Origin of the sequence: Micromonospora citrea, assembly GCF_049629545.1 — a bacterium.
Classification (GTDB): Bacteria; Actinomycetota; Actinomycetes; order Mycobacteriales; family Micromonosporaceae; genus Micromonospora; species Micromonospora citrea_A.
This window is the reverse complement of record NZ_JBNADX010000038.1, coordinates 24,814-42,469: the sequence shown is the minus strand read 5'-3', so window position 1 is coordinate 42,469 and position 17,656 is coordinate 24,814. Positions and strand designations below refer to the sequence as shown.

General features: G+C 72.5%; 16 protein-coding genes. 8 read left to right on the top strand and 8 right to left on the bottom strand.

What is annotated here, in order from left to right; genetic code table 11:
- Window positions 1-161: 161 nt before the first annotated feature.
- The 3 genes from ACPFP2_RS28020 to ACPFP2_RS28010 form a co-directional block, all read right to left on the bottom strand.
- The gene (locus ACPFP2_RS28020; RefSeq protein WP_091289996.1) at window positions 162-437 is read right to left on the bottom strand and encodes a hypothetical protein; all 276 of its coding nucleotides are present in this window, start codon (window positions 435-437) and stop codon (window positions 162-164) included.
- A gap of 217 nt (window positions 438-654) precedes the next feature.
- Window positions 655-882: a DUF397 domain-containing protein gene (locus ACPFP2_RS28015; protein WP_424091861.1), complete on the bottom strand. Its 228-nt coding sequence runs from the start codon at window positions 880-882 to the stop codon at window positions 655-657.
- Window positions 883-959: 77 nt separating this feature from the next.
- Window positions 960-1,937 carry a helix-turn-helix domain-containing protein gene (locus tag ACPFP2_RS28010; protein WP_424091863.1) on the bottom strand — a complete coding sequence of 326 codons (978 nt, stop codon included), beginning with the start codon at window positions 1,935-1,937 and terminating at the stop codon, window positions 960-962.
- A gap of 229 nt (window positions 1,938-2,166) precedes the next feature.
- Between ACPFP2_RS28010 and ACPFP2_RS28005 the strand changes: the two genes are divergently transcribed.
- Complete coding sequence (locus ACPFP2_RS28005) at window positions 2,167-3,465, top strand: MFS transporter (RefSeq protein ID WP_424091865.1); 1,299 nt, start codon at window positions 2,167-2,169, stop codon at window positions 3,463-3,465.
- A 58-nt stretch (window positions 3,466-3,523) separates the two neighbouring features.
- On the opposite strand, the gene ACPFP2_RS28000 is transcribed toward ACPFP2_RS28005, so the two are convergent.
- Entirely contained in the window at window positions 3,524-3,766 is a 243-nt protein-coding gene (locus ACPFP2_RS28000; protein WP_424092961.1) for a mycoredoxin, read from the bottom strand.
- Between the two features lie 90 nt (window positions 3,767-3,856).
- Here ACPFP2_RS28000 and ACPFP2_RS27995 point away from each other — a divergent pair, with 90 nt between their 5' ends.
- The 3 genes from ACPFP2_RS27995 (at window position 3,857) to ACPFP2_RS27985 (ending at window position 6,902) form a co-directional block, all read left to right on the top strand.
- Window positions 3,857-6,025 (top strand): ATP-dependent DNA helicase UvrD2, encoded by a 2,169-nt coding sequence (locus tag ACPFP2_RS27995; protein WP_424092959.1) that lies wholly within the window; start codon window positions 3,857-3,859, stop codon window positions 6,023-6,025.
- 123 nt (window positions 6,026-6,148) lie between these two features.
- Window positions 6,149-6,406: a hypothetical protein gene (locus tag ACPFP2_RS27990; protein ID WP_424092957.1), complete on the top strand. Its 258-nt coding sequence runs from the start codon at window positions 6,149-6,151 to the stop codon at window positions 6,404-6,406.
- Window positions 6,407-6,536: 130 nt separating this feature from the next.
- Window positions 6,537-6,902, top strand: a complete 366-nt coding sequence (locus ACPFP2_RS27985) for a WhiB family transcriptional regulator (RefSeq protein ID WP_424092955.1) — start codon at window positions 6,537-6,539, stop codon at window positions 6,900-6,902.
- Between the two features lie 306 nt (window positions 6,903-7,208).
- Here the strand turns inward: ACPFP2_RS27985 and ACPFP2_RS27980 are convergent, their stop codons facing one another.
- From ACPFP2_RS27980 to ACPFP2_RS27970, 3 genes are all read right to left on the bottom strand, one after another.
- Window positions 7,209-8,540, bottom strand: coding sequence for an ABC1 kinase family protein (locus tag ACPFP2_RS27980; RefSeq protein ID WP_424092953.1), 1,332 nt, complete (start codon window positions 8,538-8,540; stop codon window positions 7,209-7,211).
- Between the two features lie 69 nt (window positions 8,541-8,609).
- Window positions 8,610-9,665, bottom strand: coding sequence for a hypothetical protein (locus ACPFP2_RS27975; protein WP_424092951.1), 1,056 nt, complete (start codon window positions 9,663-9,665; stop codon window positions 8,610-8,612).
- A gap of 244 nt (window positions 9,666-9,909) precedes the next feature.
- The gene (locus ACPFP2_RS27970; RefSeq protein WP_007464795.1) at window positions 9,910-10,077 is read right to left on the bottom strand and encodes a DUF5679 domain-containing protein; all 168 of its coding nucleotides are present in this window, start codon (window positions 10,075-10,077) and stop codon (window positions 9,910-9,912) included.
- Window positions 10,078-10,596: 519 nt separating this feature from the next.
- Between ACPFP2_RS27970 and ACPFP2_RS27965 the strand changes: the two genes are divergently transcribed.
- Complete coding sequence (locus ACPFP2_RS27965; protein ID WP_088975913.1) at window positions 10,597-11,127, top strand: M48 family metallopeptidase; 531 nt, start codon at window positions 10,597-10,599, stop codon at window positions 11,125-11,127.
- Between the two features lie 177 nt (window positions 11,128-11,304).
- Entirely contained in the window at window positions 11,305-11,919 is a 615-nt protein-coding gene (locus tag ACPFP2_RS27960) for a hypothetical protein (RefSeq protein ID WP_424092949.1), read from the top strand.
- Between the two features lie 99 nt (window positions 11,920-12,018).
- Here the strand turns inward: ACPFP2_RS27960 and ACPFP2_RS27955 are convergent, their stop codons facing one another.
- A complete protein-coding gene (locus ACPFP2_RS27955; RefSeq protein ID WP_424092947.1) occupies window positions 12,019-13,233 on the bottom strand; it encodes a zinc-dependent metalloprotease in 1,215 nt (404 codons plus the stop codon).
- Window positions 13,234-13,415: 182 nt separating this feature from the next.
- Between ACPFP2_RS27955 and ACPFP2_RS27950 the strand changes: the two genes are divergently transcribed.
- Both ACPFP2_RS27950 and ACPFP2_RS27945 read left to right on the top strand, forming a co-directional pair.
- The gene (locus ACPFP2_RS27950; protein ID WP_424092945.1) at window positions 13,416-14,438 is read left to right on the top strand and encodes a YlbL family protein; all 1,023 of its coding nucleotides are present in this window, start codon (window positions 13,416-13,418) and stop codon (window positions 14,436-14,438) included.
- 87 nt (window positions 14,439-14,525) lie between these two features.
- The gene (locus tag ACPFP2_RS27945; protein WP_424092943.1) at window positions 14,526-17,504 is read left to right on the top strand and encodes a UPF0182 family protein; all 2,979 of its coding nucleotides are present in this window, start codon (window positions 14,526-14,528) and stop codon (window positions 17,502-17,504) included.
- Window positions 17,505-17,656: the final 152 nt, after the last annotated feature.

The following is a 17,656-nucleotide window of genomic DNA, read 5'->3' as shown; positions in this document are numbered from 1 at the left end:
GCAAACGGTGGTGGGGAGGAGGGAGGAGGCGGGGGGTGTTTCCGTCCTGTGACCGCCGTTGCCGCGACGGTCACGGGCCGGGACACGGGCCGTCGTGGCGGATGGGGCGAAGGAACACGGCGGGGGAGCCGGTCCGACCACGACGGACGTCGGTGCGCAGGTCAGCTGCCGGTGGCCTCCCAGCACTCCTGGCGGGTGGGGGCGGGCTCGTCGAGCGGCAGCACCTTGACCCGCTGCCGTCCGGAGCGGACCGCGCCGACCGTGGCGAGCGCCCGCGCCAGCAGCAGGGCGGCCTCCCGGTCCTCGGCGTGCACGATCTGGCGGCGGGGTTCGGGTGCGGTCGTCTCGTCGCGGAGCACGCCGCCGCCGGCCCAGGCGGCGGCGATGTCGGTGTCGGCGGCGGTGCGGATGTCGGTTCGAACGATCAGGAAACGCATGGCTGTCTCCGGGTGGACCGCGACGGACGGGTACCCAGTGGAACTTCCACGTCACTGAAACGTCATGTTACGCCTGTCGGCGATCCCAGCAAGTGAAACGCGACTATCGGTCCGGCGCGTCGTCCGATCATCCGATGCCTGGTCAGGGCGGTTGTGGGCACGCGGACGACGAGGGGCCGCCGGCGTCACGCCGACGGCCCCTCACCCGATCACCGGATCAGTTCAGATCGAACTGTCCGTTCTTCGCGCCGCTGATGAAGCCGAGCCAGCCGGCCCGGTTGAACAGCAGCACCGGCCCGCTCGGGTCCTTGCTGTCCCGCAGCGCGACGACCGCCGCGCCCAGCGGGGCGACCTCGACGCAGTTCGAGGTCTGGCTCCGGGTGCTCTTGCGCCAGGGTGCGTCGGCGAGCTGCCGGGCGACGACGGTGTTGCGGATCTCGTTCATGGTTCTGCTCCTGATCCTGGACTGCTCCGATGGGGACGAGTGGCGCCCGCCCGACCCCGCCGGAGGTCCGGTGTGGATCACCGCTCCGTCAGGCGCCCGGTAGGTCGGCGGCGCTGGGCCGGCGCTGCTGCCGCCCCGTGGGCCGCCGTGGACGGGGCTGCCGTGTCGGTCAGCCGTCCCGTCGCCTCGAAGAGCCAGGAGAGGGTGTCCGATGCGGAGAGCGCCGCCGAGCATAGCCACTCGAAGGCCACTTTATAGCGATTTACAGTATTTGCCTCATGCGACATGACGTCGATGAAGCCACCTTCGATCGCCAGCGTCTCCGGGTCCTGCGGGTCGGCGAAGCGGTAGAGCGAGAAGGCGGTCGGCGGCAGGTAGAACTCGCCGATCACCGTCGTCCGTTGCAGCAGGTGCAGGGTGACGTTGGGCAGCATCGCCAGCTCGCAGAGCTTGGCGAGCTGCTCCCGGCGTACCTCGGCCGGACCGGCCCGCTCACCCAGCGCCGCCTCCTCCAGCACGGCCGTGTAGCGGGGACCGTCGGAGCGGTCCAGCAGCGACTGCCGAGCCAGCCGGGCGCGTACCTCGGTCTCCGGGTCCTCGCCGGCCTCCGGATCGCCGGCCGTGGCGGCGGCCAGGTCGGCCGAGACGATCCGCAGCCGGGCGTAGCCCGCCGTCTGGAGCAGCCCCGGCACCAGCACCGGGTTGTACTCGCGGATCTCCGCGCAGCCGGCCTCGATCTCCGCCCAGCCGAGCTGCTGCTGGGTCATCACCGGGTACGACTTGCGCCAGCCGCGCACGTCGCCGGCCTCGTGGGCGATGGTGATCAGCTCCGCGCGCTGGTCCTGGTCCGCCCCGTAGAGCTCCAGCAGGACGGCCACGTCGTCCGGGTCGGGCCGGCTGCGCCCGTTCTCCAGTCGGGACAGCTTGGACGCCGACGCCCAGCCGATCCGATCGATCACCTGGTCGCCGGTGAGTCCCGCCGCCTCGCGCAGGCGGCGCAGTTCGGTGCCGAGCCTGCGTCGGCGCAGGATCGGGCTCGGTACGGCAGGAGGCACGGGTGTCCTCGATTCCGTAGACCGCCGCGGACGCGACGGTAACTGTATGAAATTCGCCCCCCACGGTCAGTATGGACGCGCGACCGCCGTCGGGGGCCCCCGACGAGGGCGTGTCACGAGACAAAAAGAGGACTGTGGAAAGTGCAGCGGCCCGGACGACGATGACCGGACCGGCCACACCTCCTCCAGACCGCGCCCACCGGGCGCCACCCCCGCGGAGGGAACCCCCATGCGCACCGTCCTGCGCCGTCCCGACTTCCGACTGCTCTTCGGCGCGCTGCTGGCCAGCATGGCCGCCGAGTCCATCCTGCTGCTCGCGCTCGCCATCTGGGTCAAGGACCTGACCGGCTCGGACGGCCTGGCCGGCGCGACCATCTTCGCGATCATCGCGCCGATGACGCTGGCGCCGCTGGTCGGCTGGGTCGTCGACCGGTACCGCCGCCGCCCCTTCTTCGTGGCCGCGAACCTCGGCACCGCCATGCTGCTCACCCCGCTCTTCGCCGTCCGGGACCGGGCCGACGTGTGGATCATCTACGTGGTGGCCGGCCTGTACGGGCTGTCGTACCTGACGCTCAGCGCGACCCTCAGCGGCCTGATCCGGCAACTGGTGCCCAGCGAACTGCTCGCCGAGGCGAACGGGGCGTTGCAGACCGTCCGGCAGGGGCTGCGGTTGGGCGGCCCGCTCGCCGGCGCGGCCCTGTACGCGGCGGTCGGCGGCTGGCTGCTGGCCACGCTGGCGATGGTCGGGTTCGTCAGCGCCGCCGCCGTGGTGGGGCTGCTGCGCACGCACGAGGTCGAGCCGGCCGCGGCCACCCTCCGCTGGCCGGCCGAGCTGGGCGTGGGGCTGCGCCACCTGGCGGGCGAGCCCGCGCTGCGCCGGGCCCTGCTCGGCTACGGGCTGGGCTCGCTGGTGATGGGCTTCAGCGAGTCGCTGATCTTCGCGTACGTCGATCAGGGGCTGGGCCGCGACGCCGCGTTCGTGGGGGTGCTGGTCACCGTGCAGGGGATCGGCGGTCTGGTCGGCGGCCTGCTCTCACCGGCCGTGGTACGCCGGGTCGGCGAGGTGGGGGCGCTCGCCGCCGGGGTGACCTTCTTCGGCCCCGCCGCGCTGGCGCTGGCCTGGCCGGACCTGCGGCTGGGGGTGCTCGCGCTGCTGCTGGCCGGGGTGTCGCTGCCGCTGACCATGGTCGGGCTGAGCACGCTCGTGCAGCGGCGTACCCCGCCGGGGCTGCTGGGTCGGGTGACCGCGGCTGCGGAGGCGCTGGTCAGCGGCCCGCAGGCGCTCTCGATCGGGGCCGGCGCGCTGCTCGTCGGCGCGTTCGACTACCGGCTGCTCTTCGTCGTCGTCGGGGTGATCACCACCGCCGCCGGGGCCTGGCTCTGGCGCGGCCGCCGTCTCTCCCCGCCCGCCCCACTGCCACCCACCCCACCCCCCGCGCCCCCCCTGCTCCCGTCCCCCCGCCGCTCACCGGAGTCGCTCGTCGATCATGAAGTTATTGCCGCGACACGCCGGGAGAGCTGGCAATAACTTCATGATCGACGGGCGGGGTGGGGGCGGGGGTGGGGGCGGGGGTGGGGGCGGTGGGTCAGCTGGTGATGGTGGCTAGGTGTTGCTTGACCTGGGTGATCGAGGGGTTGGTCAGGGCGCTGCCGTCGGCGAAGCGCAGGGTCGGGACGGTCTGGTTGCCGCCGTTGACGCTCATCACGAACTCGGCCGACTTCGGGTCCTTCTCGATGTCGACGACCTCGTACCCGATGCCCTCCCGGTCGAGCTGCGACTTGAGCCGGTGGCAGTAGCCGCACCACGAGGTGGAATACATCGTCAGCATGGTCAGGTCCTCCCAGGGTCGATCCGCCCGGCACCGATCAGGCCGGGCTAATCGCTGCAACATCACCGCGAGCTGAGATGATTCCTCGTTGTGGTGGTTCACTCAGCGGCCGAACTCGTGCTCGCCGGACTGGATCCGGAGCAGCGGTCGGCGGTGACCGCCCCGGCCGGCCCGGTCTGCATCCTGGCCGGCGCCGGCACCGGCAAGACCCGCGCGGTGACCTCTCGGATCGCGCACCGCGCCCTGACCGGGGAGATCTCCGCCCGGCACGTCCTGGCGGTCACCTTCACCGCCCGCGCCGCCGCCGAGATGCGAGCCCGTCTCACCGTGCTCGGGGTGCAGGGTGTGCAGGCGCGGACCTTCCACGCGGCGGCGCTGCGCCAGGTCCGCTACTTCGCCCCCCGGCTGCTCGACGGCCGGGCCATGCCCGAACTGTTGGACAGCAAGGTGCGGGTGGTCACCCTGGCCGCGGCCAAGGTCGGGCTGCGCGCCGACCGGGCGGCCGCCCGCGACCTGGCCGGCGAGATCGAGTGGGCCAAGTCGTCGCTGGTGGAGCCGGGGGAGTACGTCGTCGCCGCGGCCAAGGCGCTGCGCGAGACGCCGTACGAGCCGGCGAAGGTGGCCGACGTCTTCACCGCGTACGAGCGGCTCAAACGCGCCAACGGGGTGATCGACTTCGAGGACATGCTGCGCGCGGCGGTCTGGGGGATCGAGGAGCACCGGGACGTCGCCGAGCAGGTGCGCGGCCAGTACCGGCACTTCGTGGTCGACGAGTACCAGGACGTCAACCCGTTGCAGCAGCGGCTGCTGGAGGCGTGGCTCGGCGGCCGGGACGACCTCACCGTGGTCGGCGACGCCAGCCAGACCATCTACTCGTTCACCGGGGCCACCTCGTCGTACCTGGTCGACTTCCCGCGCCGGCACCGCGACGCGACGGTGGTCCGGCTGGTCCGGGACTACCGCTCCACCCCGCAGGTGGTCGGGCTGGCCAACGCGGTGATCGGCCAGGCCCGGGGGGCCGAGGCGCGGCTGCGCCTGGAACTGCACGGACAGCGCCCGCCCGGCCCCGAGCCGGAGCTGCGGATCTTCACCGACGAGCCGACCGAGGCGACCGCCGTGGCGGCCCGCTGCCGGGTCCTGGTCGAGGGGGGCACCCCGGCGAAGGAGATCGCCGTGCTGTTCCGGACCAACGCGCAGTCCGAGGCGTACGAGAAGGCGCTCACCGAGGCCGGTGTGCCGTACGTGGTGCAGGGTGCGGAGCGCTTCTTCGAACGGGTCGAGGTGCGTCAGGCGATGGTGGCGCTGCGGGCGGCCACCCGGTCGATCCCGGGGGAGACCCCGCTGCCGGTCGCGGTGCGCGAGGCGCTCGCGGCGGTCGGCTGGGCCCCCGACGCCGCCCCGGCCGGCGGCGCGGCGCGGGAGCGCTGGGAGGCACTGGCCGCGCTGGTCCGGCTCGCCGACGAGTACGCGGCCACGCCCGAGGTGCTGCCGATCGGCGAGGCCGCCGCGGTGGAGCGCCCGGTGACCCTGTCGGACTTCAACGAGGAGCTGGCCCGCCGGGCAGCCCAGCAGCACGTGCCCACGGTGGACGGGGTGACCCTGGCCTCGCTGCACTCGGCCAAGGGTCTGGAGTGGGACGCGGTCTTCCTGGTCGGGCTCTCCGAGGGCACCCTGCCCACCACGTACGCGCGTACGCCGGAACAGGTCGAGGAGGAGCGCCGGCTGCTCTACGTCGGGATCACCCGGGCCCGCCAGTGGCTCTGGTTGTCGTACGCCTCGGCGCGCTCGCCGGGCGGGCGGGCCCGGCGGCCGTGCCGGTTCCTGCCGCAGCTGGACCGCTCCGGCGGCGGTGAGCGGGCCGGTGGCGGCGTGGCGGCCCGCCGGGCCGGTGCGGAGCGACGGCGTAACCAGGTGGTCTCCTGCCGGATCTGCGGCGCGACCCTGCTCGCCGGCCCGGACCGCAAGCTGGGGCGCTGCCCCACCTGTCCGTCCGACATCGACGGGGAGCTGTACGAGCGGCTGCACGACTGGCGGGCTCGGGTGGCCGGCGCGCAGAAGGTCCCGGCGTACGTGGTCTTCACCGACGCGACGCTGACCGCGCTGGCCGAGCGGCGTCCGGGGCGGACCGAGGAGCTGGTCGCGATCGCCGGTATCGGCCCCCGCAAGCTGGGCCTCTACGGCGACGCGGTGCTGGCGCTGGTGGGGGGCGCGGCGGTGGACGACATCGCCCCGGAGAAAACTTTCGAAATCTCGTCGTAAATTCGTTTGCCCTCGCCCCGGGGCGAGGAATAGCCTCAGGACACACCTCGCGAGCGGCGCCATTCCGGCTGCTCACGGGGTGGAGACCGAGTCGGCACGAGGAAAGACAGGGAGGTGGCACCAATGGAGATCTTCACCTATGAGCGTCCGGCGGCGATGCCAGCTGCCTGCGCTCCGCTGTCGGCTGTCCGGGTGGCCCTTGCCGCCACGCGACCGTCGGTTCCGCAGGTGCACCAGGTTCGGGTCCAGGCCGAGCTGACCCTGACCGTCGCGCCGGTCAACGGAATCGATGGCACCAGTGGCTTCACGGGCATGGGCATCGGTGTCGCCAAGAAGCGCACGGATGTCCGCGGTGTTCCACCTCGAGGTAGACCGGTCTGAACCACAGACCACCGGCTCACCTCGAGGCCGCGGAACCCGTACACCGGGATCCGCGGCCTCAGTCTTTTTGTACCGCCGTACGTCGGAAGAGCGATCCACGAGATCGATGTGAGAGAGAGGTGACCGGGTGATGAGTCTGGCGTTGGCCCCGCTCGACGTGAGTGTCGAGGTGGAGGCGAACCTGCCCTGCCGGAAGTTCGACCCCGACCTGTGGTTCTCCGACCAGCCGGCCGAGCTGGAGCTGGCCAAGTCGCTCTGCGGGGACTGCCCGCTGCGCGTCGAGTGCCTCGCCGGTGCGGTCGAGCGGGCCGAGCCCTGGGGCGTCTGGGGCGGCGAGATCTTCGAGCGTGGCGCGGTCGTCCCGCGCAAGCGGCCCCGTGGCCGTCCGCGCAAGGAGGACCTCGCCCGCGACGCCGCCCTCCGGGTCGAGGCCGAGGCGCGCCTGGCGGCCAGTGGTGTGGCCCCCAAGCGCGACGCGGTCCGGCTGGCTGCCTGACAACTTCCCGATCCACACGTCCCGCCGGTGCCCCACACCGGCCCCCGAAGAGAGAAACCGATGATGCTGCACCTGCCGAACGGAACCGAGATGCAACTACTCCACGAAGCGTTGTCCCGTGCCCGAATGCGACGGCCTCAGGCCGGTCGTACCACCACGAGCACTGAGGCAGCCCGTCCCGCCCGTACCGTCGCGATGCGCAGCCGTAGCCAGTCGGCGCGTGACCTGGGCGTTCTCTAGATCCCTACCAGTACGCGGGGGCGGTGACCGGAGTTCCGGTCACCGCCCCCGCGGCGTTCGTCGTGGTCAGGCCACCGGCGCGAAGCCGGGCAGCCACCGTTCGAGGATCCCCCGGTACGGGGCCTTGGCCTCCAGTTGGCAGAGCACCCCGATGGAGCCCAGCGTCACCCGGTGGATGAGCAGGTACGACGGCGGCAGGTTGAGCTGCCGGCTCAGCTGGTAGGTGGGCGACTTCGGGCTGGCCAGGCGGGCCGCCTCGGAGCGCAGCCAGGCCCGGGTGAACCGGAACTCCTCGGCGGCGATCGGTTCCAGCATCGGCCGCAGGAAGTCGAGCACCGCGTGGGCGTCGATCGGCTCCGTCGAGTTGACGAAGCCCTCCTTCCGCAGGCCGTTCACCACTCCGTCCGCGTCGCCGCGCAGCGCCAGCCCGGCGATCCGGCCGATCGGCTCCGGGGTGCCCTCCGGCATCCGGGCCACCGCGCCGAAGTCGATCACGCCGAGCCGCCCGTCGGGCAGGAGCCGGAAGTTGCCCGGGTGCGGGTCGGCGTGCAGCAGCCCGGCCCGGGGCGGGGCGGACAGGTGCAGGATCGCCATCAGCCGGCCGGCCTCGTCGCGCTGCTGCTCGGTGCCCTCGCGGATGATGTCGGCCAGCGGCGTGCCCTCGATCCACTCGGTGACCAGCACCCGGGGGGCGGAGTGGAACACCGCCGGGATGAAGATCTCCGGGTCGTCGGCGTACGCGGCGGCGAAGGCGCGCTGCGACTCGGCCTCCAACTCGTAGTCGAGTTCCTCGGTGATCCGCTCCCGCAGCTCGACCAGGAGCGGCTTGACGTCCAGCCCGGGCTGGATGGCGCGGAACATCCCGGCGAGTCGGGAGAGCTGCTTGAGGTCGGCCAGCAGCGCCTCACCCGCACCCGGGTACTGGATCTTGACGGCGGCGGCCCGCGCCTCGCCGGTCTCCGGGTCGTGCCAGCGCGCCCGGTGCACCTGCCCGATGCTCGCCGCCGCGGCCGGGGTGTCGTCGAACTCGACGAACCGGTCCCGCCAGTCCGGCCCGAGCTGCTCGGTGAGCACCTTGTGCACGCTGGCCACCGGCAGCGGCGGCGCGGCCTCCTGGAGCTTGGTCAACGCCTGCCGGTAGGGCGCGGCGATCTCGTCCGGCAGGGCCGCCTCGAAGACCGACAGCGCCTGGCCGAACTTCATCGCACCGCCCTTGAGCTGCCCGAGGACGCTGAACAGCTGCTCGGCCGTGCGCTGCTGGATCTCGGCGGAGATGACGTCCGAGGCGAGCCCGGTGACCCGCTTACCCATGCCGAGGACGGTCCGGCCGGCGAAGCCGAGCGGCAGAGCGGCGAGCTTGGCGGTGCGGGACACGGCCCGGCGCGGGATGTCGGTCACCCGGCCATTGTTACCGACTTCGGGGGTCCGCGGCTGCTCCAGAGCCGGGCTGGCCCCCGTCGTCCCCCGTCAGCGCCGCCCTCCGGAGCAGTCGCAGGCGGGGTGCGGCGGCCAGACGCGCCGCCGGAACCGGCCGGCCGCACTTGTCTCGACGGCGCAGCCCAGCGTCTCCGGGGTGCCGCCGTCGAGCTGGGCGAGTGCCTCGGCGACGGCGTACCCGACGGCGCAGAGCAGGGTGGCGGTACCGCACGCCTGGTCGGCCGGGTCGGTGGCGAGCTGGGCGGCGAGCGCCGGCCAGCCCGGGTCCCGGTCGACGCGGTGCAGGTCCAGGCAGCGCAGGCAGGGGCCGACCGGTGGGCGGACCAGCGGCCCGATCACCGGCACGCCCTCGCGCAGGCCGAGCAGCAGGTGCGGTTGGCGTCGCCGGGCGTACCCGGCGGCGAGCAGCGCGGCCGGGCGGTCCGCGCCGAGGTGGACCACCAGCTCGACCCGCCCACGACCGGGTGATCCGGTCACCGTGCCAGGGGCGACCCGGGTGATCGCCGCGCGCAGCGCTGCGGCGAGCGGGCGGCCGACGTCCGCCCCGCCGAGCCCGGTCCCGACCAGGTCGCCGGGGCGTACCGGCCCCTTGAGCTCCGGTGCCACGTGTCCGACCCCGGCCTGGGCCAGCGCGACGGCGACCGGCCCGCCGAGCCGACCGACGCCGGTCACCACGACCCGGGCGGCCCGCCGGCGGCGGAGCACCTGGGCCGGGGTGCCGGGCAACGCGGGCGAGGCCAGCGCCAGGGCCGTGGCCTCCGCCGTGAGCCGGGTCCGCGCCGGGCCGGCGAGTTCGCGGGGGAGCAGCGTGTGCGCGGGTACGACCAGACCGGCGGCCCGCAGCGCGTCGAGCAGGGCACGGGCCGCGTCGGGGCCGACCCGCACGGACGCGTCGGTCAGGACGGCGCGTTCGCTGCGGCTGCCGTCGAGCAGGTCGAGCAGCCGGGCGGCGCGTGGGTCGGCCACCTCCAGCAGGACGGCGCGGCCCGGATCCAGGCCCAGTTGCAGGGTGTGCCGGTCCCGCCAGAGCCGGGTCAGGCCGGGCAGCAGCATCGGGCGGGGCAGTGCGACGGGGGACGTGCTCATGACGACGAATCGTGACCGTGTCGGAGCTGTCCGTCGATCGTTGTCCACAGGTGGGCCGGGCCCTACCCAGGGTTTTCCACAGGAAATCGCACGTTGTCCACAACCCGCCGGTAGTTCCTGTCGGGCAACCGACAGTGCCGTCCGTGCTGGTCGTGCCGGCGGGAAGGGGTGTCCGGCCGGGCCCGCGGACGGTACGGGGGAGGGGGCGACCGACGGTCGCCCCCTCCCCCGTGCGCCGGTCGGGTCAGACCTTGGCCTTGCCCAGGATGCGGTTCACTGTTGTGCCGCACACCGGACACTTGCCCTTGGCCATGTTCATCCCGGTCTTCGACACCTCGACGTGTCCCTCGAAGTCCCGCTTCTCCTTGCACTTGACGCAGTAACCGTTGTAGGTCTGGGCCTGGTCGGCCACGGTAGTCCTCCTCGTCTCGTCCGTCGGGCGAGCCGGCCCGGCGGGTTTCCCGACGGCGGGCCACGCGGGCCGCGGCGTCGGGTCGTTCTCGCGGCCACCGACGTGACCGCTGGTTGGCGGACCCTACCCAGGTCTGGGCAGTTCCATGTCAGCTGTGCATCGACACTGTGAGGAAGTCGACGTCGAGAGTGTGCATGCCGAAATAGGTGGGATCAGTCAGTTTGCCGGGGACACGCCGGGCGAAGCCGCGGGAAACGACCCGAGTGGGGGCCGTGGGGGCCGGAGCGGCGCGACGCAGCGTGATCTCCTACGGTGGAGGACAGGGCCTCGGAGCCGGCCCCGGCCGCCATCGGGGGTGACCGGGTTGTCCCGACATGGTCATCCGCAGATTTTTTCGGGACTCTCGGCGTCCAACCACCATTTTCCGGGCGCGTGTCGCCGTGTTGACCCTTGCGGACCCCTGGTCAGTACGCATTAGCTTTCCATCGTGGCAGCAAACCACGGCTGCGCGGCCCGCTGATGGCTGGGGCGCGGAAGCCTGTCGTCGAGGTACGGCGCAGTCAGCGTCGGCGACGGACGGTGTCCGCGTACCGCGACGGGGAGCGGGTCGTGGTGCTCATCCCCGACCAGTTCTCCCGGGCCGAGGAGAGCGAGTGGGTCGACCGGATGCTGGCCCGCCTCGCCGCCCGTGAGGGGCGGCTGGCCCGCTCCGACACCGAACTGCTCGACCGGGCGTTGCGGCTGATCAACCTCTACCTGGCCGACCAGGGCGCCGACGCGTTGCCGGCCAGCGTCCGCTGGGTCACCAACCAGAACGGCCGCTGGGGGTCCTGCACCCCGGCCGACCGGAGCATCCGCATCTCGCACCGGCTCCAGGAGATGCCCGACTGGGTCCTCGACTACGTGCTGCTGCACGAGTTGGCGCACCTGATCGTGCCGAGCCACAACGCCCGCTTCTGGGAACTCGTCGGTCGGTACGCCAAGACCGAGCGGGCCCGCGGTTACCTGGAGGGCGTCGCCGCCGCCTCCGCCGTACCGCTGCCCGGCTGAGGCGCGCCTCGCCTCCGTCCGCCCCCACCCCCGCGCCCTCACCGCCGCGACCAGCGCCAGCTCAGTCGATCATCGCTGCGGGTCGCCGTCCGGTCGTCGTGGATCGGTCGGCTCGTCGTGGACCGGTCGGCGCGATCCGTGGCGACGGGCCGAGGCGGGGCGGGCTAGGGTCGGGACGTGGTCCGACGTGTGGTGGTGGCGTTGCTCGCCCCGGTGGCCTGGTCGCCTCCCGGGATCGACCCGGCGGGCTGGCGCGCCGCCCTGGCCGAGGACGTGGTGGATCTGCTCGCCACGTTGACCGAGGTGGAAACCGCGGTCGCCGTGACGCCGGCCGATCGGTGGCTGGCCGAGGCGGTGGTCTGGCCCGGCACGGCGATCCACGAGGTGCCCGAGCCCACCGTGAACGCCGTCCTCGCGGCGCTGACCGGGTACGACCAGGCGGCCGTGCTCGCCGCCGACGCCCCCGACCTGCCGGGCCTGACCCTGGGCAAGCTGCTCCGGCCGTTGAGCAGCCGGCCCGTCGCGGTCGCCCCGGTGGAGGGCGGCGGCCGCGGGCTGCTCGGGGTGGCGGCGCGGCTGCCCGTACCGGACTGGTTCCCGGCGCTGGACCTGGACGCCGCCGTCCCGGCGGACGTACGCCGGGCGGCCCCCGCCCCGGGCGACGTGGCGGTAACCCCCGCCTGGCGGCGGCTGCGCGGCCCGGCCGACCTGGCCGCCCTCGACCCCGCCGTGGAGGGCTGGGAGACCACCCGCGCCCTCCTCACCGGCTCCGGCCCGCCCCACCAGCGCTGATCATGAAGTTGTCGCCACCCGCCTCGGCGTGTCGTGGCGATAACTTCATGATCGACAACTGGCCCGGTGGGCAACCGGCCGGTGGGTCAGGGGCGGGGGTCAGGGGCGGTCGTCGTCGGGGTCGGTCTCGGGGCCGGGGGACTTCTCCTCCGGGGCGCCGGGGGCGGTGAAGTCGAAGTTCGCCAGCTCGTCGTCGAGGTCGGTCGACCGGGTGGCGAAGGCCACCGGGTCGGCGAAGTCGTCGTCCGAGGGGAGCAGGTCGGGGTGACCCCAGACCGCGTCCCGCCCGGCGATGCCGCGGTGCGTGGTGAGCGCCGCCCAGAGCGCCGACGCCTCGCGCAGCCGGCGCGGTCGCAACTCCAGCCCGACCAGCGCCGCGAAGGTCTGCTCGGCCGGCCCGCCGGCGGCCCGGCGGCGACGGAACGCCTCGCCGAGGCGGACCACGTTGGGCAGGCGCTCACCGGCGGCGTTGTCCACCACGTGGCAGACCCACCCCTCGACCAGGGCGAGCACCGTCTCCAGCCGGGCCAGCGACGCCTTCTGCGCCGGCGTGTCCTCGGGGGTGAAGATGCCCTCCAGGGCGATCGCCTGCATCGACTCCGGATCGGTCGGGTCGACCCGACCCATCGCCTCCTCGATCGCCTCCCGGTTGACCCGGATGCCGGAGGCGTAGTTCTCCACCGCGGTCAGCACGTGCCCGCGCAGCCACGGGACGTGCTCGAAGAGCCGCTGGTGGGCCGCCTCGCGCAGGGCGACGTAGAGGCGTACCTCGTCCTCGGGCAGCTCCAGGCCCTCGCCGTACGCCTTGATGTTGGCCGGGACGAGCGCGGCCGTGCCGGCCGGGCCGAGCGGCAGGCCGATGTCGCCGGCCGAGAGCACCTCGCCGGCGAGCGAGCCGAGCGCCTGGCCGAGCTGCCCGCCGAAGAGCGCGCCACCGAGGGTGGCCACCATCGACTGCATCGGGCCGAGCTGGGCCCGGGCCTCCGGCGGCACCAGGTCGCCCATCGCGCCGACCATCCGGCTGGCGACCGGGTCGCAGAGCTTGCGCCACACGTCGAGGGTCTTGTAGATCCACTCGTTGCGGTTCCAGGCCACCGAGGTACGGATGCCCGAGGGCAGGTCGGAGGCGGGTTCCAGCCAGAGGTCGGCGAGACGCAGCGCCTCCTCCACCGCGTGCCGCTCGTACGGCGACGGCATGGGGTCGCCCGTGGCCGCGAGTTGGCTCGCCGCCACCTGCCGGGCCAGGTCCCAGTTGACCGGCCCGCTGCCCGACGCGGAGAGCAGGTGCTGCAACTGCGACATGAACTGCTGCATCTGCGCGGGGTCGTTGGGGTCTGGTGGTTGCCCACCCGGGAGCGCGAAACCGAACGGAATATCAGGCACGACGTCTACGGTACGCGGGCCGCGCCCCAGGTCGCCGCCGCTGGCGTTGCGCTGAGGGCGAAGTCCGCGTCGGCCACCCGGCCCCACCCGCCCCGCTCGGTACGCTCTGCCGCATGAGACGTCGCGGCGTGACCGTCCTGCTCGGTGCTCTGCTCACCACTCTGCTCAGCATCGGCGTGCTCGGCGCCCCGATCCCGTACGTCGTGCTCGGCCCGGGGCCGACCGTCGACACCCTCGGCACCTCCGACGGCAAGGAGGTCATCCAGGTGACCGGGCGGGCGACCTCCACCTCCGCCGGCCAGCTGCGGATGACCACGGTCGGTGTGCAGCCCACGGTCAAGCTGCGCGCGGCGATCGCCGGCTGGCTCTCCGACGACGAGGCGGTGGTGCCCCGTGAGCTGGTCTACCCGCCGGGGGAGAGCCAGGAGGAGGTGGAGAAGCGCAACGCAGAGGACTTCCAGAACTCGCAGAGCAGCGCCGAGACCGCCGCGCTGGTCGAACTCGGCTACCCGGTCGAGGTGGTGGTCAAGGAGGTCGCCGCGGACGGTCCGGCGCAGGGCGTGCTCAAGGCCGGTGACGTGGTGACCACGGTCGACGGGGTGAAGGTCACCAGCGCGACCAAGCTGGTGGAGCTGGTCCGGGGCAAGCCGGCCGGCACCGCGTTGCGGATCGGCTACACCCGGGACGGGGTGGCCGGCACGGCCACCGTGACCAGTCGGGAGCAGGACGGCCGGCCGCGCATCGGCCTGGTGCCCGACCAGCGTCAGCCGCACCCGTTCAACCTCAAGATCGACCTCAACAACATCGGCGGGCCGAGCGCCGGGCTGATGTTCGCGCTCGGCATCGTCGACAAGCTGGAACCGGCCGACCTCACCGGCGGCAAGGTCGTCGCCGGCACCGGCACCATCGACGACGAGGGTCGGGTCGGACCGATCGGTGGCATCGCGCAGAAGCTGGTCGGGGCGAAGAAGGCCAAGGCGGACGTCTTCCTCGTGCCGGCCGACAACTGCGCCGAGGCGGTCCGCAATCCGCAGCCCGACCTGCCCCTGATCAGGGTCGGTTCGCTGGACGAGGCGCTGACGGCGCTGGAGACCCTGCGCGCGGGTGGGCAGCCGACGCTGTGCCGCCCGGCATGAGGGTGACCCGACACGTTCAGGAACACCCCGTACTCTGGGTGCCTGTCCGGAGCCGATCACATCGAGCGTGCGGAGCCAACAGTGGTCATGCGTAGCAGCCCCCTGCCGAGAATGAGTCGGCGCGGACGCGTCACCATCGGTGTCCTGGTCGGGGTTTTCGTGCTCTTCACCCTGCTCGGCTGGGGTGTCCAGGCGTGGACGGACTGGCTCTGGTTCGAGGAGGTCCGGTACACCCAGGTCTTCACCGGCGTGCTGGTCACCCGCCTGCTGCTCTTCCTCAGCATCGGCGTGGCGATGGCGCTCTTCGTCGGCGGCAACCTCTGGTTGGCGTACCGCCTGCGCCCGCAGCTGCGGCCGCACTCGCTGGAGCAGGCCACCCTGGAGCGGTACCGGATGCTGATCAGCCCCCGGATCGGCACCTGGATCAGCCTGACGGCGGCCGTGCTCGGTCTCTTCGCCGGCCTGTCGGCGCAGAGCCGGTGGAACCAGTGGCTGCTCTTCCGCAACGGCGGCGACTTCGGCGTCAAGGACCCGGAGTTCGGCGTCGACGTCGGTTTCTACGTCTTCCAGCTGCCCTTCTGGCGCTACCTGCTCGGGGTCGGCTTCACCGCGGTGGTGCTCGCGCTGCTGGGCGCGCTCGCCGTGCACTACGTCTTCGGCGGGGTGCGGCTGCAGGGCGTCGGCGACCGGATGACCAACGCCGCGCGGGCCCACCTCAGCACGCTCGTCGCCGTCTTCGTCCTGCTCAAGGCCGTCGCGTACGTGCTGGACCGGCGGGCGATGCTGCTGGAGTACAACGAGGGGGCCAAGCTCTACGGCGCCGGCTACGCCGACGTCAACGCGCTGCTGCCGGCCAAGGAGATCCTGGCGTACATCTCGGTGGTGGTCGCGATCGCGATCATCGTGTTCTCCAACGCGGTGATGCGGAACCTGGTCTGGCCGGGCATCTCGCTGGCCCTGCTCGGCGTCTCCGCCGTCGCCATCGGCGGCATCTACCCGTGGGCGGTGCAGACCTTCGAGGTCAAGCCGAGCGCCCGGGACAAGGAGGCGCCGTACATCGAGCGCAGCATCACGGCCACCCGGGACGCGTTCGGCCTGGTCGACACGAAGACCACCGGGTACGCGGCGAGCAACCTCGTCCCACCGGCGACGCTGGCCTCCGACACCGCGGTGGTGCCGAACGTCCGGCTGCTCGACCCGCAGCTCGTCTCCGAGACGTACACCCAGCTCCAGCAGGTCCGTGGCTTCTACGACTTCGGCCCGAAGCTCGACATCGACCGGTACTCGGTGGCGAACAAGACCTCCGACTACGTGGTCGGTGTCCGTGAGATCAACTACAACGAGCTGACCGACCAGCAGAGCAACTGGATCAACAAGCACACCGTCTACACCCACGGGTACGGGCTCGTCGCGGCCCCGGCCAACCAGGTGGTCTGCGGTGGTCAGCCGTACTTCGTCTCCGGCTTCCTCGGCGAGAAGGCCCAGGAGGCGTGCTCCTCGCAGGCCGAGCAGATCCCGGCCACGCAGCCGCGGATCTACTACGGCGAGCGGATGGGGGCGGACGACTACGCCATCGTCGGGCAGGCCGGGGAGGGCCGCAACGCCGAGTTCGACCGGCCCACCACGGAGGCCGGCGGCGAGCAGTACTACACCTACACCGGTGAGGGCGGCGTCGAGATCGGCTCGTTCTCCCGCCGGCTGCTCTACTCGATCAAGGAGCAGGAGGCGAACTTCCTGCTCTCCGAGGCGGTCAACGACAACTCCCGGCTGCTCTACGTGCGCAACCCGCGCGACCGGGTGGAGAAGGTCGCGCCCTTCCTGACCCTCGACGGGGACCCGTACCCGGCGGTGGTGGGCGGCCGGGTCCAGTGGATCATCGACGGCTACACCACGGCGGCGACCTACCCGTACGCCGAGCGGGTCAACCTGCAGACCGAGACTACCGACGAGCTGACCAACCGGGGCACGTTCCAGCTGGCCCGGGAGAACGTCAACTACATGCGCAACTCGGTGAAGGCCACCGTCGACGCGTACGACGGCACGGTGCGGCTCTACGAGTTCGACGACGGCGACCCGGTGCTCAAGGCGTGGAACAAGGCCTTCGGCGGTGACCTCGTGCTGCCCAAGAGCGCCATCCCGGCCGAGCTGGCCGAGCACTTCCGCTACCCGGCCGACATGTTCAAGGTGCAGCGCAACCTGCTCACCAAGTTCCACGTCACCGACCCCGGCGACTTCTACTCCGGCCAGGACTTCTGGCAGGTGCCGAACGTGCCGGACGCTCCGGACAGCGGGCAGAAGCAGCCGCCGTACTACCTGTTCACCCAGTTCCCCGGGCAGGAGGCGCCCCGGTTCCAGCTCACCGCCGCGGTCACCCCGAACGGCCGGCAGAACCTCGCCGCGCTGATCTCCGGGTCGTACGTCGACGGTCAGCCCAAGCTGGAGGTGCTGGAGCTGCCGGACCAGACCCGGATCTCCGGGCCGGTGCAGGTGCACCAGCAGATGACCAACAACGCCAACATCCGGCAGCAGCTCAACCTGCTCTCGTCCAACCAGGCGCAGGTGCAGTACGGCAACCTGCTGTCCCTGCCGTTCGGCGACGGGATGCTGTACGTCGAGCCGGTCTACGTCAAGAGCAACCAGCAGGACGCGTACCCGCTGCTGCAGAAGGTGCTGCTCTCGTACGGCGACGGCGGTTCGTACGTCGTGCTGGCCGACAACATCACCGACGGCATCAAGCAGCTGGTCGACCAGGGCAAGCGGGCCGTCCCGGGTGGCACCCCGCCGCCGAGCGGCGGCACCCCGCCGCCGCCCTCCGGTCAGCCCTCCGCGCCGCCGCTGACGGGTGAGCTGGCCGCGGCGGCGCAGCGGGTGCAGTCGGCGATCGCCGAGGTCAAGGCCGCGCAGACGTCCGGTGACTTCGAGCGGTACGGCCGGGCGCTCAAGGCCCTGGACGAGGCGATGACCGCGTTCCAGCAGGCCCAGCAGGCCGCCGCCCCGACCGGCGGCGCGAGCCCGACGCCGAGCGGCAGCCCGTCCGGCTCGCCCTCGCCCGCACCGGGCGGCTGACACCCGGCGGGCCCGCCCGCGGACCGGCACAGCCCGCGACCTGACGACCGTCCCCGGTCGACAGGTCGCGGGCTTGTCGTCTTTGTGACCGGACGCCCGCAACCTGGGGACCCCGTGCGCCGTCTCCTCAGCAGGGGGGACCGTAACGGGGA

Coding starts and splice junctions, on each gene's coding strand:
- ACPFP2_RS28020 (WP_091289996.1), bottom strand. CDS start 437: ATGCGTTTCCTGATCGTTCGAACCGACATCCGCACCGCCGCCGACACC.
- ACPFP2_RS28015 (WP_424091861.1), bottom strand. CDS start 882: ATGAACGAGATCCGCAACACCGTCGTCGCCCGGCAGCTCGCCGACGCA.
- ACPFP2_RS28005 (WP_424091865.1), top strand. CDS start 2,167: ATGCGCACCGTCCTGCGCCGTCCCGACTTCCGACTGCTCTTCGGCGCG.
- ACPFP2_RS28000 (WP_424092961.1), bottom strand. CDS start 3,766: ATGCTGACGATGTATTCCACCTCGTGGTGCGGCTACTGCCACCGGCTC.
- ACPFP2_RS27990 (WP_424092957.1), top strand. CDS start 6,149: ATGGAGATCTTCACCTATGAGCGTCCGGCGGCGATGCCAGCTGCCTGC.
- ACPFP2_RS27985 (WP_424092955.1), top strand. CDS start 6,537: ATGAGTCTGGCGTTGGCCCCGCTCGACGTGAGTGTCGAGGTGGAGGCG.
- ACPFP2_RS27975 (WP_424092951.1), bottom strand. CDS start 9,665: ATGAGCACGTCCCCCGTCGCACTGCCCCGCCCGATGCTGCTGCCCGGC.
- ACPFP2_RS27965 (WP_088975913.1), top strand. CDS start 10,597: ATGGCTGGGGCGCGGAAGCCTGTCGTCGAGGTACGGCGCAGTCAGCGT.
- ACPFP2_RS27955 (WP_424092947.1), bottom strand. CDS start 13,233: ATGCAGCAGTTCATGTCGCAGTTGCAGCACCTGCTCTCCGCGTCGGGC.
- ACPFP2_RS27950 (WP_424092945.1), top strand. CDS start 13,416: ATGAGACGTCGCGGCGTGACCGTCCTGCTCGGTGCTCTGCTCACCACT.
- ACPFP2_RS27945 (WP_424092943.1), top strand. CDS start 14,526: ATGCGTAGCAGCCCCCTGCCGAGAATGAGTCGGCGCGGACGCGTCACC.